Source organism: Paenibacillus sp. MDMC362 (assembly GCF_003269305.1).
GTDB lineage: Bacteria > Bacillota > Bacilli > Paenibacillales > Paenibacillaceae > Paenibacillus_AQ.
Map to the genome: position 1 here is coordinate 291,169 of NZ_QLYT01000008.1, position 17,235 is coordinate 308,403.

Here is a 17,235-nt window from a genome sequence, read left to right on the forward strand (position 1 = left end):
AAGCCATGACCCTTAATTGCGCCCTATTGCATATGTAAGGACTAAAAATCCAGCAATTTTTTCTTGAGCGCATATTCCACTAACTCCGGACGGCTTTTCAAATTCAGCTTTTCCATAATTTTGGCCTTGTGCGCCTCTACCGTCTTGACCGATACGAACAGTTTTTCCGCAATCTCCTTATTGCCATAACCCTTGGCGATCAGAGGCAGGATCTCAATCTCCCTTTTGGACAGGCTGTTAAACGGATCCTGCTCCGCGCTCTCACTATCTTTCTTAATAAACTCCCGAACCAGGGAAGTCGCCATCTGGGGATGAATATAGGTCCCTCCCTTATGCACCATGCGGATGGCGGAGATTAATTCATCATCCGGCGCATTTTTGAGCACATAGCCTGAAGCCCCGTTTTTTAAAACATGAAACAGGTAATCGTCATCATCGTACATGGTTAGAATCAGAATTTTCGTTTCCGGAAAGTCGCTGCTGATCTTGCCGGTCGCAATCAGCCCGCTTTCGCCGGGGGGCATGCTTAAATCCATCAACAGCACATTCGGCCGATGCTTCGCCACCATGGTGTATGCCTCCATACCGTCTGCCGCCGTCGCGACAACCTCCATGTCTTCCTGGTAATTCAGAATCATGGAAAATCCGCTGCGGACCACGGCATGATCATCCGCAATCACAATTTTCACGTAACCATCACCTCCGGGTTGTCGTCACCGTTCGTAAGCGGAATGTTGAGCTGAATCGTCGTACCCTCACCGGGAGCGGACAGCAAAATAAACTGACCCCCGACGAGCTCCGCGCGTTCCCGCATCCCGTACAGTCCCAGCCCGGTTCCCTTGGCTTCATCAATGACCATATTAAACCCAACGCCACGGTCCTTGACGGTTAGCTGAAGGTGGCCATTCACTTCGCATAATCGTACATGCACCTCGTCCGTTCCTGAATATTTCATGGCATTCAGCACCGCTTCCTGGCATACCCGGTACACAACCGTTTCAATCTCGCTGCCGTAGCGGGCTGCCGCTAACTCCGCAGAGAATTCAACAAGCACTCCGTAATTCTTCCCGATCCATTTAAAATGAGAGCGGAATGCAGCCTCAAGCCCCAAATCATCCAATGAAGCAGGTCTGAGTTCAACGGATAAATGCCGGATGTCATCCAGAAGCCGGGTTAAAGACACCTCGGTCTGATGCAGCTTCTTGAGCACATCCTCGCCTACATCCATATATTTAACGACACGCAGGTCGACCAGTGAGCTAAGCAGCTCTTGAGCCACGCTATCATGGAGTTCGCGGGATATCCGCTTACGCTCGTCCTCCTGTGCCTTGATGACATATTTCAGCATATTCGTCCGCTGCAGCATTTCCTGTGTTTTCTGCTGCTTCGTCAGGTCAAGGAGCATCATCACCCGGATGCCGCGAGCTTCATCGATGGTATGGTAACTGGCCGCATAGGGAACGATGCCTTCGACGCGCGTCTTAAGATAGACCTGGAACGATGAAAACTCTCCATCCGGATAATCCAAATAACATGTGGAGCAGGTTATGAGATCCTGTTCATCGGTATAGCCTTTGCAGGTCTGGCAGAAGGAACCATCCGCACCGGATTGCATCCTCTCAATCACATCAATGTCAAGGATGTTCTCCGCAGCCGGATTCATAGCCACCACGCTGCCCTTTTCGTCGATAAAAAAAATGGCCTCCATGCTATTCTGATACATGCTTCTAAGCAAATCGCTTAAATGCTCATCCGTCATCTGAATCAAGGCTGTGATACCTCCTTGGCATAAAAAGCACCAAATTCCGTTCCCATTCCTTCCTGAAACGACTCAAAGGACCTTGGATCCAGCACGTTTTCCTTACGATATCCCACAAGCAAAACCCCCTTGACGCGAGAGCCTTCCCACAGCGGTATTGCGCCAAGGCTTTTCAACTGCTCGGCAACGATGATCGGATAATTATACAAGTCCCTCGATTCAATATCGACATTCACGTTTTGAATCAGCATCGGTTTTCCGGTCTTAAAAACCATGCCCGCGATGCCTTTGCCGGAATGTAAAACGATACGCTTGTACCTCTCGTTTATATTTCCCGAGGCATACTGCCAGGTTAATACAAATCGGTCTTCAGCCGGCTGCACCAACGCCATGGACACGAAATCGAATTGAAACCGGGCTCGAAGCTTATCCATTTCACTTTGGTAATTAAAGATCGGCTGATTCTTCATTTCCATTACTCCCCTGACGTAGAAAAGAAGGCCAAACAGCCTTCTTCCGCTCTACGATTCAAATTTACGGTGCTTTCTATAAAGGATATATCTTCTCCCCACATAATTCAACGGAACACTCCACACATGCACCAGCCGGGTAAACGGCCATAAGCCAAAAATGCCGAATCCGGCCAGAATATGAATTTTAAACGACAGCGGCACGTTCACCATCAACGAAGCATCCGGACGGAGCATAAACAATCCACGGAACCACACGGAGACCGTTTCCCGATAATTGAATTCCGGCTGCACCGCGTTCGTGACCAGCGTGCTGTACATCCCCATAAATACGATAAACAGCAGAAGGACATTAACCAGCATATCCGAAGCGGTGCTGAGTTTTCGGACATTACGAATGGTGAACCGCCTGGCGGTTAACAATACCATGCCTCCCAGCGTTAGAAAGCCAAATGCGCTTCCAATATACACCGCCCCGATATGATACATATGGTCGCTGATCCCCAGTGACTCCATCCAGGATTGAGGGATAGCTAAGCCTGCAACATGCCCTCCGATAACAGGAATGATGCCTAAATGAAACATGAGACTGCCCAGCTTGAGATGTTTCTTCTCGATAAACTCGCTGGATTTTGCCGTCCAGTTAAACTGGTCCGTACGGTAACGGTAAATATGACCGACAATAAACACGGCAAGGCAGATATAGGGGGAAATGACCCACAGAAACTGATTAATCATGCTCATGAGCCGCCTCCTCCTGATTGAAACATGCTTTGAACGTCTCACGAAGGCCCTGAATGAGATATAGATACGGACTCTTATATTTCTTCAAAGCTTTCAGCAGATGATAGGTGCCGTCCTCCATGACAGCCAGCATCAAATCCAGGCTCTCTCCAGCTTCCTTCTCGTGCCCCTGCCAATTCGCTGCATATAGAAACTCGCACATCAGCGGGAGATAATCCGATAGTTCCGAGCCCGCGATGCCCAGACCAAACCTCTCATACGTCTCTTTAAGTTTGGCGAGCATCTGGCCACGTTCCCTGCCGTCCTCAAATTTATAATAGGTCATATACAATGTGGATTTCGCCTGAAAGTCGAAGGTCTGGACGTACAGCTCTTCAATCTCTTCCATGCTGTATTCATGCATGGTCGTCCAGTACGTTCTGACGGATTCATAGGCCGGGTCAGAGGCGTCAAGCGACTCCTCCATAACCGACGGGTGGAAATCCAGCTTTTCCGGATACGCGAGCTGCTGAGCGAAAAAACCGAAAACATGTTTATAATCATGCAGCTTTCCGAGATTAATCACGCCAGATCCCCCCGTAGAAGTTTTCTTCGTACAGCTCTTTGCCCGTTTTGCCCTGCAGTCCTTCCGGTCCGCAACCGCCGCAGCTTGCGCTAAAGCCTTCGGAACCCTGCGAACGGTAAACATCCATATGGCTTTCCTTATGCGAAGTCGGGACAACAAACCGGTCATCGTATTTCGCGATGGCAAGCAGACGGTACATCTGCTTCATTTGGTAGGCGGTCAAGCCAACCCGCGCTAACCGTGTCTCATCAAACTCAGCCCCCGACGATTGCGCGCGCATATAAGAACGCATCATCGCCATTTTTTGCAGGGCATCCTTCACCGTCACGGCGTCCCCTGCCGTGAGCAGATTCGCGAGATATTGAATCGGCGTACGCATCTCCTCAATTGCAGGGAAAATCATGTCCGGATTCTCGATCGAGTCTCTGCCTTCAAAGTAGTTCATGATTGGACTGAGCGGCGGTACGTACCAAACCATCGGCAGCGTCCGGTACTCCGGGTGGAGCGGAAAGGCCAGCTTGTATTCAATGGCTAGTTTATAGACAGGCGAATTTTGGGCAGCTTCGATCCATTCTTCGGTTAATCCGTCCTTTCGGGCCTGCTCGATTACGGCAGGATCATGCGGATCCAGGAACAGATCGCATTGGGCCTGATAAAGATCCTTCTCATCCGGCGTGGAAGCTGCCTCCTGTACCTTGTCGGCATCGTACAGCAGAACGCCCAAATACCGTATACGTCCTGTACAGGTTTCGGAGCATACGGTAGGCAGCCCGGCTTCAATTCTCGGGAAACAGAAGGTACATTTCTCGGCCTTGTTCGTTTTCCAATTGAAATATACCTTTTTGTACGGACAGCCCGTCATGCAGTACCGCCAGCCGCGGCAGGCTTCCTGGTCCACCAACACGATGCCGTCTTCATCCCGCTTGTACATCGCACCGGAAGGACAGGACGCTACGCAGCTCGGGTTCAAGCAATGCTCGCACAGGCGGGGCAAATACATCATGAACGCCTGCTCGAAGTTGAATTTAATCTCTTCCTCGATTTTTTCGATATTCGGATCCTTCGGGCCGGTGACATGGGCTCCCGCCAGATCGTCTTCCCAGTTCGGACCCCATTCCAGATTCATCGTCTCGCCGGTCACGGCCGATTTCGGACGGGCCACCGGCTGATGCTTCTTCTCCCCGGCATTCGTCAAATGCTCATAGTTATAAGTCCACGGCTCATAGTAATCTTTCATTTCCGGCATATCCGGATTGTAGAAAATTTTGCCGAGCGCGATTTTGGACAGCTTGCTGCCGGATTTCAGCTGCAGTTTGCCTTTTTTCAGCGTCCAGCCTCCCTTGTACTTCTCCTGGTCTTCCCAGCGGACCGGATAGCCTATGCCCGGCTTCGTTTCCACGTTGTTGAACCACATGTATTCCGCACCCGGACGGTTGGTCCAGGTGCTCTTGCAGGTGACGCTGCACGTGTGGCAGCCGATGCATTTATCCAAATTCATGACCATGGCGATCTGCGCTTTAATCTTCAAGCCAATCCACCTCTTTCATTTTGCGGACAGCCACGTACACATCCCGCTGGTTGCCGATCGGTCCGTAGTAGTTAAAACCATAGCTGAGCTGGGCGTAGCCCCCGACCATCTGGGTCGGCTTCACATGGATTCTCGTCGGCGCGTTGTGGCTGCCGCCGCGATCCTTCGTAATCTCCGAGCCCGGCACGTTGATGTGTTTATCCTGCGCGTGATACATGTACATCGTGCCTTTCGGCATCCGGTGGCTGACGACGGCGCGGGCGGTGACAACGCCGTTGCGGTTGTATACTTCCAGCCAATCATTGTCCTGAATGTCGTTCGCCGCTGCGTCATCGTTGTTAATCCATACCGTCGGGCCGCCTCGGAACAGGGTCAGCATGTGCAGATTATCCTGGTAGGTGCTGTGAATGTTCCATTTGCCATGCGGTGTCAGATATCGGAGCACGAGTGTATCCTTTCCCCCGGTAATCTGTTTGTCGCGCGGCCCGAATACCATTGGCGGAAGCGTCGGTTTATACACCGGCAGCGCTTCGCCGAACTGCAGGAAAATTTCGTGGTCGATATAAAAATGCTGTCTGCCGGTCAGGGTGCGGAAAGGTACGAACCGTTCAATATTCGTTGTGAACGGGGAGTATCGTCTTCCCATTTTGTTCGATCCGCTGAATACCGGCGTCGGAATGACTTCCCGCGGCTGGGCCGTAATGCTCTGGAACGTAATGCGCTCTGCAGCGCGGTCCGCGGAAATGTCTTTCAGCTGCACGCCGGTGTCCTGCTCCGCTGATTCCCAGGCTCGCTGCGATACCTTGCCGTTCGTGGCCGAAGACAGATTCAAAATGGCGTCCGCCGCATTTCTTGCCGTATGAAGTTTGGGCAGGCCGTTTTTGATGGTGTCGTCGTAATACGTTCCGTTCAAACGCTTCAGCTCTTCATACTCCTCGGCGACCGAGAAGCTGACGCCGTGAGCTCCGACTTTGCCTGTAGCCAGGTTCGGACCGAGCGTAATATATTTGTCGTGAATTTTCGTATAGTCCCGCTCAACCACCGTCAGATTGGGCATTGTTTTGCCAGGTACGGCCTCAATTTCACCCTTGCGCCAATCCTTCACCTCACCGTATGGCTGGGCGATCTCGCTTATGGAGTCATGAGAGAGCGGAGTGCTGACCAGGTCCTTATATATTCCCGGAAGATGGGTCTTTGCCATGTCGGAGAAGGCCTCGGCAATCGTTCTGTAGATATCCCAGTCCGACCGTGATTCCCAGAGCGGATCTACTGCCGGGTTAAACGGATGCACGAAAGGATGCATATCGGTTGAAGACAAGTCCGTTTTTTCATACCAGGTCGCTGCAGGAAGGACTACATCTGCGTACATCGGCGTTGATGTCATCCGGAAGTCCAGCGCAACAAGCAGGTCCAGCTTGCCTTCGACTTCTTCGCGCCACACCATTTCTTCCGGTTTATCCTCTTCATTCGGCGTTGAGAGCAGGCTGTCCGAGGCGCCCAATAAATGCTTCATGAAATATTCCTGACCCTTGGCCGAGCTAGAGATCAGATTGGAGCGCCAAACGAACAATGAACGCGGATAGTTTTCCGGTGCATCCGGATCCTCTGCCGCAAAACGGGTCTCTCCAGAGACGATTTGCGCAAGCGTATGCTTCACGATGTCCTCATGGGTGGTTTTCCCCAGCTGCGCTGCCTCCTCCGCAAACTTCAAGCTGTTTTTGTTGAACTGCGGGTAAGACGGAAGCCACCCAAGTCTCGCGGCAAGCACGTTGTAATCCGCCGGATGCTGGTAACGGATTTCCCCGCCCGTCGGCGATTTCAGCGAATCGGCCCCCATTTCTTCGTACTTCCATTGGTCGGTCGCAAAATAAAAGAACGAGGTCGCATTTTGCTGACGCGGCGGTCCCTGCCAATCTTTCGCGAAGGCGACCGTGGACCAGCCCTCGATCGGGCGGCATTTCTCCTGGCCGACGTAATGCGCCCAGCCGCCGCCGTTTACGCCTTGAGACGCCGTAAGAATGACCAGATTCAAAATGGAACGGTAAATCGTGTCACTATTAAACCAGTGGTTAATCCCGGCGCCCATGATGATCATCGAGCGTCCCCCGGTCTCCAGCGAATTCTGCGCAAACTCCCGGGCAATCTGGACGACGACCGATGGTTTCACACCGGTGATTTTTTCCTGCCAGGCCGGGGTATAAAAGGAGTCTGCATCCTTATATCCGTCTGCATCGAGCTCGCTGCCTGCCCGCCCTATTCCATACTGGCTCAGCATCAGATCGTAAACCGTTGCCGCCAGACGCTCCGTTCCATCCGCCAGCTGAATGGTCTTCGCCGGGATTCGACGTTTGAAGGTGCCGTTGGCGTTGTTGTCAAAGAACGGGAAGGAAATCGTCTGCCACTCCCCACCCTGAGACTCCACGGACAGCGCCGGCACAATGACCGAGCCGTCCTCGCGCTCCAGGATCAGGTTCCATTTCTTGTCCTGCTCCCAGCGCTGTCCCATCGTGCCGTTCGGAACCGTGATTTCATTGGTATTCTCGTCGATGATCACCGGCTTCCACTCGGCATGCTGAGAGGCATCGCCCAGATCGCTTGCCCGCAGGAAGCGTCCCGCCTTGTAGCCCCCCTCAAACTCATCCAATAGAATCAGGAAAGGCATATCCGTATATTGTTTCGCATAATTCAGGAACATCGGTTCCTGGCGCTCATGATAGAATTCTTTTAAAATGACATGCGTCATGGCCTGCGCAATAGCCGCATCCGTTCCGGGATTCGGAGCCAGCCAGTTATCGGCAAATTTGACGTTTTCGGCATAGTCCGGCGCGATCGACACAACCTTGGTGCCTTTATATCGCACTTCCGTCATGAAGTGGGCATCCGGCGTCCGCGTTAACGGTACGTTCGAGCCCCACATGATCAGGTAACCGGCATTGTACCAATCGCTGGATTCCGGCACATCGGTCTGCTCTCCCCAGATTTGTGGAGATGCCGGCGGCAAGTCCGCATACCAGTCATAGAAGCTGAGCATTTCGCCGCCGAGCAGAGAAATGAATCTGGCACCTGAAGCATAGCTGATCATCGACATGGCCGGAATCGGGGTGAAACCGGCAATGCGGTCCGGCCCGTATTTGCGGATCGTATAAATGAGCTGCGCGGAGATCAGCTTCGTGGCCTCCTGCCAGGACACACGGACATGACCGCCTTTACCCCGTGCTTGTTTATAGGACTTCGATTTCTCCGGATCTTCGACGATGCTGGCCCAAGCGGCGATCGGATCGCTGTGTTGGCTTAAGGCCTCTTTCCACATATGCCATAGCCGGCCGCGCATATAAGGGTATTTCACTCGCAGCGGACTGTATTCATACCAGGAAAATGAAGCTCCGCGCGGGCATCCGCGCGGTTCGAATTCCGGCATATCCGGCCCGCAGGAGGGATAATCAATCTGCTGGTTTTCCCAAGTGATGATCCCGTTCTTCACAAAAACCTTCCAGCTGCAGGAGCCTGTACAGTTCACGCCATGCGTTGTCCGCACCACTTTGTCATGCGACCAGCGCTTGCGGTACATATCCTCCCATTCCCTGCTTTTCTCCTCCAGAACGGACCAATTGTCAGAATAGCTTTCCATCCTCTTGAAGAACTTCAGCCCCGACTTTCGTTTCATAGGACAGTTCAACTCCTTCTGCTTGAATGACAATGATTGGGGAATCAATGTGCCGTCCTTCGTATAGCTTTATTATGGGTGGCTTCTTCCCCGGTTCCTATTAGGGAAACACCTATATTCCTAAGAGAATTCCCTTGTTGATGGCTTGTCGCCCGGACAGCCCCTTCGAAAGGAACGATTCGTGCACGGAGCGCTTTTTGAGCAAAAAAAGAAATGCCCCATAAGACCTGAAGATCTCATGGGACATCCCTAAGGCAATCATTATGAATCTGGTTGACATACATAAGAAAAACGTCGATCGACGTACTTTTTCAGACAGACCGCGGTGAAGGGTTCATGATCATTCCCCGACCTTTACCGGTACTCCCGTTTCGGCTGACCGCAAAGCCGCATAGGTAACTTCCATCGTTTTGACGGCATCCTCATAGGTCGATAAGATTCCGGAAGCATCGCCTGTGCGCAGCGCATGGATGAAAGCTTCACTCTCTCGAAGATAAGGATTAGCTGCATTGCGGATTTCCGTCATTCTTCCTTTTTCCTTGACGATGAGTTTATCGGGTTGAATGTCAATGACTCCCTGCTCCGTATAGATGGCCAAGCCTACCTTATCCGATTCCGGCAGCATGCAGGTATTGGAAATCGTTGCCACGGCCCCGCTCCTTAGTTTCAGCGTCGCGGTACCCACGTCGTGTACCGTTACTCCCTCATGAATGTCCTGCATGGCTCTATGAGCGAACGCCGCATATACTTCATCCACTTCTCCCAGCAGGCACCGAAGCAGGTCAACCACATGAGTGGTTTGCTCGATAAATTGACCTCCGGATCCTTCCTGCTGCCTCCACCAGTATACCTGCGGCATGTCTCCCATCCAGTACCCAAGTGCCATCCCGATCTTCCGGCTATTCAGCATCTCGGCAGCCTTCATGGCTGCATCCGTATAACGAAAATGATACCCGGCCGATGTCAATAATCCAGCCTTCTTCACCCCATGCAAAATCTGTTTGGGTGTAGCCAGGTTTGTCCCAAGCGGCTTTTCTACTAGAAATGGAATACCCCTCTGCACAAGCTGGGATTCGATCTCGCCATGCGCAAACGGCGGAACGCAGATATAAACCGCATCCGGCTTGGTTTTATCCAGCATTTGCCCAACATCACTATATGCCCTGGCCGTGGCGTAGTTCTTTACTGCTGCTTCCGCTTTCTCTTGGCTCGTCCCGACAAAAGCCGCAACATTCACTCCATCCATATTGGACAGGATATCCGCATGTATTTTGCTGAACCAGCCTGTGCCGATCATTCCTATGTTTAATGCCATGTAATCCTAAGACCTCCCTTATCGATTAGTGATGCTGCCCTTTCTTCTCATCCATTCATAAACCATCATGAAGTGAACACAACCCGCATCAGAAAGTAAGCAATGATCACCATAAATAAAATAATACCGGGACAGTCTGGCAAGCACCATGTTTCGCCGGCTTTGCCCGCAAGTCCTTTCTCGGAATAAAAAAGGCCGCTCCCCGATCATCATTCCAGGTTACGGCCTCTACAGTTATCTAAAAATCATCCATATCACAATAAACGCAATTAACGAAACAAGATAAATGATGAGCAGCTTCGTAATATTGGTTTTTGTTTTCCGCTCATAGTTCGGGTTTGCCTTCTTATTCTCCTGAGATAATCCTACAAGGAGCGTGGAAACTCCCCCAATTAATGCCAGCGCGATGACGATAATATACATAACCAACCACAAACAACCCCATTCGATTATTCATTATATACAATCTATTATAGAACCTGAGGCATCAGGATCAACCGTAATGATCATTCATTTGTCATTTCTGCCTCATTATAATGAACAATCGACTAATGCACACCATCCAATTGCGCGACAGTTGTGACCATCCAATTGGATGGTCATTCACCCTCCATTAGAGCTGGCCTCCATCGCACGCCACCCATTGATGCAGCCGCTCCAGTGCTTCTTCGGCTTCAGGCATCGGAAACAGAGGCCACACATGCATCATGTTCTCGTATTCCCAATACTCGGCATCAACGCCTCCTCGGACCAGCTTATCGCGCAGCAAACGAGCGTCCGGCAGCAAGGAGTCATCGGTTCCGACGAGTATGACCGTTCGGGGAAGGGCTCCCATCTCGCCGAACAAAGGACTGACCACCGGGTCGTCCATAGGAAGGCTTCCTGCATACATCCTTCCGACCTCTCCGAGCCCGGCCGGCTGCAGAAAGACGTCACGCTGCGGTATAGCGAGCGCGGCAATCTGGGGGTTGTCCGTGGCTGCATCCGTCCATGGCGAGAGCAGAATTACTCCCTTCGGGACAAGCGGCGTTCCTTTTACGGATTGAGCCATATCGAGTGCGAGCGCCCCACCTGCCGAATCGCCCATTAGAAATACCGGTCTCCCCGTCTGGGTGCAGATGTACTTGTAAAATTCGCGCATCAGCCCCGTCAGCTTCTTTGCATCTATAGCCGGGACGGTGGGATAATTCGGTATGATGACGGTGAATCCGGTTCGCTTCGTCCACTGTTTGGCAAAAGCGAAATGGGGTGGAAGAATCTCTTCGATATAAGCTCCGCCGTGCACATAAACGAGAGTCCCCTGTTCCATCGCGCCATGCGATATATAATAATTCATACTCAAGCCGGATCCGCTGTGAAAACAACGGGTTTCCAATCCTTCCTGTTCCTCTGAAAGTGCAGGATACGGAGGCAAGGTTTCGATATATTGCCGAATCGTTCCGGCATGTTCCCATTTATGATGAAATCCCTCTGCGGTCAGCCGTTCTTTAATAGCAACACTTTCTTTGCTTGGCATATGGTTTTATCCCCTTTGCTGGACGTGATCAATATATATGTCGCAGGTTCGTAAGTCCACCCTCAATATATCACTACACGCAGCATGCCCTCTGTGTCAATTGATACAGACCAATCTGTCATATAAAAGAGACCTCACCGATCACGAAATGATGGGTGAAGTCTTTTTGCCGTAAGAACTGTTGGTTAATCTCGAGAGTCTAGATTGTCTCTATTCCTACTCTTCAATCGACGGATCCACATGAATGTCGCTGTCCGGCTTCGTGATAGCCCAACGCGTGAAGGTCACGATCAGACCGGGACGGGTCGGCGAACAGACAAAAGGCCCTGCTTGACTGTCTGTTCGGGCGGGGAAAGGGGCCACGCGGACCGTTCGCCAAGGATGCTTCCCGGCTCTCGCCCTGATGATGACTGCGTCATTCAGCCTGGAGGCACGGATCGTGACACGCTCGCCAACCCACTCCGGAACGGGTGCGAGTGACCAATCCGAATATTCATGGGTGACAACTGTGGCCAGCTGGGGGATTCCGTCATTGATTTCGATTCCGGCTTTGATCCACTGTCCAGGAGCGTTCATTAGCATAATCCCTGCCTGGTCGTAAAGTTCTGTAAAGGAATCCAATTCAAAAGTGACCTCCATGGCCGCATCGTGATCCCACGAGGTAAGCAGTGAATGCCCGCTGTCGCGTTGAAATCCGTACAAGGTTTTCTCCCAATAATCGCTGCCTTCTCTCGACTCTACCTTCAGATGGTACCCTTCTTTTGTCACCGATACCGGTTCGGTTGTCCATTCGCCCGAACCCCATTCAATGATGCCTCTCGTCATTCGATCACGACTCCTTATATTAGTAACTGATCCGCACTGTGCTGCAGAAGCAGACAGAAGGAACGGTTATGTCCGATAAAAAACGATGACACGTCATAGCGTTGACGGGCAGGCTCATAGGTAATCAGCACTCGATGTCTCATGTTTCCCGTCAGAATGTTCGCGAACTTCTCCGCAGGACCGCTCGCGAAAAACGTCAGGTAGGCATACAGGGAATGATCAACGGGTTCATCCAGCGGGCTTACGCCAGCGCAGGAAAACTCGGTGTCCAATCCCGCCCTCTGCAGCTGGATCAATATCGGATATAACTGCTCATCGACAGAAGTATCGCCGAATAACCGCGTCCGTTTGGGCTGTTTGCGCACCTTGGGCCTGTTGATCCATTCGTTAAGCTCCTGCCTCCTCCTCCTCCACTGTTCCGGGGTATGTGTACTCAGGAGCAGCTCTCCGCTGGAATCATGTCGTTCCTGGTTCATCCCATCCATCCCCCTCGTTCACATCGCTGCATTCTGTTTCTTTTAGTGTAATCCCATTTCGCTTGAAGTCAAATCAACCGGATGATAGGTCCGGCTTACGTTGTATTCCGCTATCTGGTTTTCCGATGTAGCGTCACCCGCTTCAAGCGCGGACAATATAATCGATACAACCTCTTAGGTTCTAGCGGATTGCCGGATATTTGTCATCGTAATGATGAAATTATGAAAACCCTTCATTTACGCATGGTGATATGATTATTATTACAGACAGAAACAGCTGAATATGTTTATGAAAGGATGAGGAAGGTGTGGAAGCCGGATCGCAACAGCACACAACCTCTATATCAGCAAATTGCTGATGCTTTGGAGCAAAGAATATCATACGGTGAGTTTCCGCCAGGCAGTTTACTCCCCTCCGAACGAAAACTGGCGGAGCAAATCGGGGTTAATCGAAGCACCGTGGTTCTGGCATACTCCGAGCTTCGGGCGCTTGGAATTATAGAGAGCCGTTCCGGGAGCGGCACGCGGGTCAGCAGTTCCAAGTGGGGAGCTACGCCGAAGCATACGCCGAACTGGCGCCGTTACGCTGAGGGAGGGAATTTCCTGCCTAATCCCCCCTTTCTCCGCCGGATTCGGGAAGCGTTGGCGCACGATCCTTCTCTGATTGATTTTGCCAGCGGAGAGCTTGCCGGCGATTTGGCGCCAATTCAAGAGATGAATACATTGATGGGCCAGAAACCCAGTCTGTCCTATTTCGGTTATGACAATCCGCAAGGATATGGTCCGCTCAGACAAGCATTGGTTACCTATCTCCAAAAATATCGCGGGATTCATACTACCGAATCGTCCATCCTGATTACGTCAGGATCCCAGCAATCGCTGTATCTGATTACACAGTGCTTGCTTTCACCTGGTGACGCTGTGGCCATCGAGGATCCATCCTATTGTTATTCGCTGCCGATGTTTCAATCCGCAGGGCTCCGATTGTTCAGGCTCCCGGTCGATGAACGAGGGGTACAACCGGACGACATCCGCTCCCTGTACAAGAAACACCGGATCAAGATGATATTCATCAATCCGAATTTTCAGAATCCTACGGGCACTATTATGGACCATGAGAGAAGATCGCAGCTGCTTGATGCGGCTAGTGAGCTGGGGCTGCCGATCGTGGAGGATGATCCCTTCAGTCTAACGGCCTATCAGTGTTCTCCGCCTGTCCCCTTAAAATCGGTGGATTCCGTCGGCTCGGTGTTGTACATCGGGTCTTTCTCAAAAATAGCCGCATCCGGACTCCGCGTAGGCTGGATGGTCGCCCCGAATTCCGTGGTGGAGCGGCTTGCGGACGCCAGGCAGCAGATGGATTTCGGATTGAGCGTGGTGCCGCAAAGCTTGGCCGGACAGTTCCTCAATTCTTCCTATTTTGCTCCGCACCTGGATAGGCTAAGAGCAAGTCTCTTGTACAAGCGGGATTTGCTGATCGAGGCCCTTCAGAAAGAACTGCAAGGGCTGGTCCATTTCCATGTGCCCGATGGCGGCCTGCATCTCTGGTGCAAAATCGTTCCGAACGTAAATGACAGCAGGCTGCTGGAGACTTCCATTCAAAAAGGCGTAATTTTTGCGCCAGGCAGCGTGTACGGTTCCGCTTCCGGTTATGTGAGATTTACTTATGCCCGTGCCAGAGCCGAGGATATCCCATCCGGAATAACGAGGTTCGCTGAAGCTCTGCGCGCCACGATTCAATAGGCAGAACCGGCTGTTCTCTCCAGCCTGTCCTTTATGGTAGCCACGGCGGCTATCAGTCCTAAACCTTGGATGAATCACTAAAGGAGTTGTTGACAAAAAAGAACGCCCACGAGTAGCGGCGTTCTTGGTCCTGGATGCAGGATGTCAGTATCTTCTCAAGGATTATCTTAGCGTCCGGGACCTGGCACAGGTTTTCGTACTATTCCCCGGTCTTCGCAAATTGTAGAATTCGCTCGCCGATTTGATCGCGAACGCGCTGGAAAACAGCCCATTTTTCTTCGTCGGTCCCCTGTGCCTTGGCCGGATCGTCAAAGCCCCAATGCTCTCGGAGAACATGCGGAGGCGTCATCGGACAACGATCGGCTGCATCGCCGCACAAGGTGACTACCAGGTTGGCTTGATTTAACAGCTCATGATCAATGATATCGGAGGTATGACTCGTAATATCAATCCCCACTTCTTTCATCGCTTTCACCGCATTCGGGTTTAGGCCGTGAGCTTCGATCCCCGCACTGTATACGTTCCAATCATTACCCAGATGTTGTTTGGCCCAACCCTCAGCCATTTGGCTGCGGCAAGAATTGCCTGTGCACAAGAAGTATATCGTCTTTTTTGTCATATTGGTCCTCTCCCTTTCTCCCTTATCACTTCAATCAAAGTATGGTTAACCAAATATATAAACCTAACAGGGTTATAAACAATGTCGGAACAGTCAATATAATTCCGGTCTTAAAATAGGTACCCCAGCTGATCTTCACGCCTTTGGTCGAAAGGACATGCAGCCATAGCAGGGTTGCCAGCGAACCGATCGGCGTGATTTTGGGACCCAGATCGGAACCGATGACATTCGCATAAATTAACGCCTCGCGGATGGCGGCCGAAGTGTTAGTCGCATCGATTGCCAACGCATCAATCATCACCGTCGGCAGATTGTTCATGATGGAGGAAATGATCGCAGCAATGAATCCCATGCCCATAGTTGCGGCAAATATCCCTTGGTCGGCGATCTGCTGTATCACACTGGCCAGAAAATCCGTAAGACCGGCATTTCGCAAGCCATAGACCACGACGTACATGCCGATCGAGAAAAAGACAATCGCCCATGGTGCGCCTTTGAGCACTTCCTTGGTCGGCACAGCCGGACTTTTTCTCGCCATCAGCAGAAAGAGTACCGCAATAACTCCTGCCACGATCGATACCGGAATCCCCGCAAATTCACACACAAAGTAACCGACCATCAGCATGCTCAAGACGACCCAAGACAAACGGAACATGGCAGGGTCTTGTATTGCCGTTGCCGGCTGCTTGAGCTCGCTCCCGTCAAACTTTTGCGGTATGCTTTTGCGAAAAAACAAGTAAAGCACAAGGACACTCGCCGCTAACGAGAATAAATTGGGAACCAGCATTCGGCTGGCGTATTCGGTAAACGTAATGCCAAAGTAATCAGCCGATACGATATTCACCAGATTGCTGACCACCAGCGGGAGTGAAGTTGTGTCCGCAATAAAGCCGCTTGCGATGATAAAGGGAAACACCTTCTTCTCGTCGAAATGGAGTGCCCGCACCATGGCAAGCACAATCGGCGTTAAGATCAGAGCCGCGCCGTCATTCGCAAAAAATGCGGAGACAACAGCGCCAAGAACCGATACATACACAAACATCCGGATACCGTTCCCTCGAGCGGCATTCGCCATATGCAAGGCTGCCCATTCGAATAAACCGATTTTATCCAGAATCAATGAGATGATAATAATCGCAACAAAGGCGAGCGTAGCGTTCCATACGATTCCGGTGACATCCCATACGTCCTGAAAGTCAACGACGCCAGCGAGCAGTGCCAGCACCGCACCTCCGCAAGCCGACCATCCGATGGATAGATGTTTAGGCTGCCAAATGACAAAAACCAAAGTAATTAAAAAAATGATGCTGGCCAAAACAACAGAAACCAATGTATAAACCCTCCAATTACGTGTTGAACTTGAATGCAATTATGTTTTTCTTGATCAATATATAACTATATCCTTATATAATGAACAGCGACTATCTCTCACCTCTGGCCTCATTCATATTTCAGACGACTAACGGTTAATCGCAGGAACAGTTTATGCTCTTATTTAGCGATGACAGTATTTCTTGAGCGCTTGGCATCTCATTCAACACCGCTTGAATATATGGCTTATCTTCAACATGCAAGGAATAATAAACCCACTGACCTCGTCTGGCTTCACTTACAATGCCTTGAGACTTAAGCTTTCTTAAATGCTGGCTGATTGCGGGCTGTGACATGTCAAATATTTCCACAAACTCGCAAACGCACCATTCTCTTTCCTTAAGGAGCGTCAATATGGTAAGCCTTGTTTTATCTCCGAGCAATTTGAGTTTCTCGGCCATTTCGTTCATATGCTCCATTAAGTTTCACCCCTTTAATGAGAAAAATAATATTCAACATACCGCATCCATATAACCTAATGCTTATATACTAATGGAAAGTGTTCCTGATTACAAGTATGCAGATATATACCGGACTCGGCTCAAAATCTAATAAAATAAAGATGACCCCTGATGAACTCAGGGGTCATCCCTGCAGCTAATTGATCCCACAGGGACCTGCCATGCCGATGGCTAGTACA

At 51.0% G+C, this 17,235-nt stretch carries 16 protein-coding genes; 1 reads left to right on the top strand and 15 read right to left on the bottom strand.

Translation table 11 applies throughout. The features are described 5' to 3' along the window. Positions 1 to 41 precede the first annotated feature (41 nt). From DP091_RS03625 to DP091_RS03680, 12 genes are all read right to left on the bottom strand, one after another. On the bottom strand, positions 42 to 689 hold the full coding sequence (locus DP091_RS03625; protein ID WP_113057098.1) for a response regulator transcription factor: 648 nt from the start codon (positions 687 to 689) through the stop codon (positions 42 to 44). Further along, positions 686 to 1,768: a sensor histidine kinase gene (locus DP091_RS03630; RefSeq protein WP_113057099.1), complete on the bottom strand. Its 1,083-nt coding sequence runs from the start codon at positions 1,766 to 1,768 to the stop codon at positions 686 to 688. Before DP091_RS03630 ends, DP091_RS03625 begins: the two co-directional genes overlap by 4 nt. After that, a complete protein-coding gene (locus DP091_RS03635) occupies positions 1,765 to 2,229 on the bottom strand; it encodes a GAF domain-containing protein (protein ID WP_113057100.1) in 465 nt (154 codons plus the stop codon). The genes DP091_RS03630 and DP091_RS03635 overlap by 4 nt, the downstream gene beginning before the upstream one ends. Before the next feature lie 51 nt (positions 2,230 to 2,280). Beyond that, positions 2,281 to 2,973, bottom strand: coding sequence for a respiratory nitrate reductase subunit gamma (narI, locus tag DP091_RS03640; protein WP_071223731.1), 693 nt, complete (start codon positions 2,971 to 2,973; stop codon positions 2,281 to 2,283). After that, positions 2,960 to 3,538 (bottom strand): nitrate reductase molybdenum cofactor assembly chaperone, encoded by a 579-nt coding sequence (gene narJ / locus DP091_RS03645; protein ID WP_113057101.1) that lies wholly within the window; start codon positions 3,536 to 3,538, stop codon positions 2,960 to 2,962. Before narJ ends, narI begins: the two co-directional genes overlap by 14 nt. Beyond that, on the bottom strand, positions 3,531 to 5,066 hold the full coding sequence (narH, locus tag DP091_RS03650; protein ID WP_113057102.1) for a nitrate reductase subunit beta: 1,536 nt from the start codon (positions 5,064 to 5,066) through the stop codon (positions 3,531 to 3,533). The genes narJ and narH overlap by 8 nt, the downstream gene beginning before the upstream one ends. Continuing rightward, complete coding sequence (locus DP091_RS03655; RefSeq protein WP_113057103.1) at positions 5,056 to 8,730, bottom strand: nitrate reductase subunit alpha; 3,675 nt, start codon at positions 8,728 to 8,730, stop codon at positions 5,056 to 5,058. Before DP091_RS03655 ends, narH begins: the two co-directional genes overlap by 11 nt. Positions 8,731 to 9,070: 340 nt before the next feature. Then, entirely contained in the window at positions 9,071 to 10,045 is a 975-nt protein-coding gene (locus DP091_RS03660) for a Gfo/Idh/MocA family protein (RefSeq protein ID WP_113057104.1), read from the bottom strand. Between the two features lie 234 nt (positions 10,046 to 10,279). Beyond that, the gene (locus DP091_RS03665; protein ID WP_113057257.1) at positions 10,280 to 10,468 is read right to left on the bottom strand and encodes a hypothetical protein; all 189 of its coding nucleotides are present in this window, start codon (positions 10,466 to 10,468) and stop codon (positions 10,280 to 10,282) included. A 190-nt stretch (positions 10,469 to 10,658) separates the two neighbouring features. Then, positions 10,659 to 11,561, bottom strand: coding sequence for an alpha/beta hydrolase fold domain-containing protein (locus DP091_RS03670; RefSeq protein WP_113057105.1), 903 nt, complete (start codon positions 11,559 to 11,561; stop codon positions 10,659 to 10,661). 216 nt (positions 11,562 to 11,777) lie between these two features. Further along, positions 11,778 to 12,386 carry a DUF1349 domain-containing protein gene (locus DP091_RS03675; RefSeq protein ID WP_113057106.1) on the bottom strand — a complete coding sequence of 203 codons (609 nt, stop codon included), beginning with the start codon at positions 12,384 to 12,386 and terminating at the stop codon, positions 11,778 to 11,780. A 14-nt stretch (positions 12,387 to 12,400) separates the two neighbouring features. Beyond that, positions 12,401 to 12,862, bottom strand: coding sequence for a hypothetical protein (locus tag DP091_RS03680; RefSeq protein WP_113057107.1), 462 nt, complete (start codon positions 12,860 to 12,862; stop codon positions 12,401 to 12,403). 306 nt (positions 12,863 to 13,168) lie between these two features. Here DP091_RS03680 and pdxR point away from each other — a divergent pair, with 306 nt between their 5' ends. Then, a complete protein-coding gene (gene pdxR, locus DP091_RS03685; RefSeq protein ID WP_113057108.1) occupies positions 13,169 to 14,605 on the top strand; it encodes a MocR-like pyridoxine biosynthesis transcription factor PdxR in 1,437 nt (478 codons plus the stop codon). 199 nt (positions 14,606 to 14,804) lie between these two features. Here the strand turns inward: pdxR and arsC are convergent, their stop codons facing one another. The 3 genes from arsC to DP091_RS03700 form a co-directional block, all read right to left on the bottom strand. Then, positions 14,805 to 15,224, bottom strand: coding sequence for an arsenate reductase (thioredoxin) (arsC, locus tag DP091_RS03690; protein ID WP_113057109.1), 420 nt, complete (start codon positions 15,222 to 15,224; stop codon positions 14,805 to 14,807). Between the two features lie 34 nt (positions 15,225 to 15,258). Next, complete coding sequence (locus tag DP091_RS03695) at positions 15,259 to 16,554, bottom strand: arsenic transporter (RefSeq protein ID WP_113057110.1); 1,296 nt, start codon at positions 16,552 to 16,554, stop codon at positions 15,259 to 15,261. A gap of 136 nt (positions 16,555 to 16,690) precedes the next feature. Further along, entirely contained in the window at positions 16,691 to 17,014 is a 324-nt protein-coding gene (locus DP091_RS03700) for an ArsR/SmtB family transcription factor (RefSeq protein ID WP_113057111.1), read from the bottom strand. Between the last annotated feature and the right edge of the window lie 221 nt (positions 17,015 to 17,235).

Bases quoted from the DNA above. Each gene is read 5' to 3' on its own strand.
- DP091_RS03675 (WP_113057106.1), bottom strand. From the start codon at position 12,386: ATGACGAGAGGCATCATTGAATGGGGTTCGGGCGAATGGACAACCGAA.
- DP091_RS03665 (WP_113057257.1), bottom strand. From the start codon at position 10,468: ATGTATATTATCGTCATCGCGCTGGCATTAATTGGGGGAGTTTCCACG.
- DP091_RS03655 (WP_113057103.1), bottom strand. From the start codon at position 8,730: ATGAAACGAAAGTCGGGGCTGAAGTTCTTCAAGAGGATGGAAAGCTAT.
- DP091_RS03680 (WP_113057107.1), bottom strand. From the start codon at position 12,862: ATGAACCAGGAACGACATGATTCCAGCGGAGAGCTGCTCCTGAGTACA.
- narI (WP_071223731.1), bottom strand. From the start codon at position 2,973: ATGAGCATGATTAATCAGTTTCTGTGGGTCATTTCCCCCTATATCTGC.
- DP091_RS03660 (WP_113057104.1), bottom strand. From the start codon at position 10,045: ATGGCATTAAACATAGGAATGATCGGCACAGGCTGGTTCAGCAAAATA.
- arsC (WP_113057109.1), bottom strand. From the start codon at position 15,224: ATGACAAAAAAGACGATATACTTCTTGTGCACAGGCAATTCTTGCCGC.
- DP091_RS03635 (WP_113057100.1), bottom strand. From the start codon at position 2,229: ATGAAGAATCAGCCGATCTTTAATTACCAAAGTGAAATGGATAAGCTT.
- DP091_RS03700 (WP_113057111.1), bottom strand. From the start codon at position 17,014: ATGGAGCATATGAACGAAATGGCCGAGAAACTCAAATTGCTCGGAGAT.
- DP091_RS03670 (WP_113057105.1), bottom strand. From the start codon at position 11,561: ATGCCAAGCAAAGAAAGTGTTGCTATTAAAGAACGGCTGACCGCAGAG.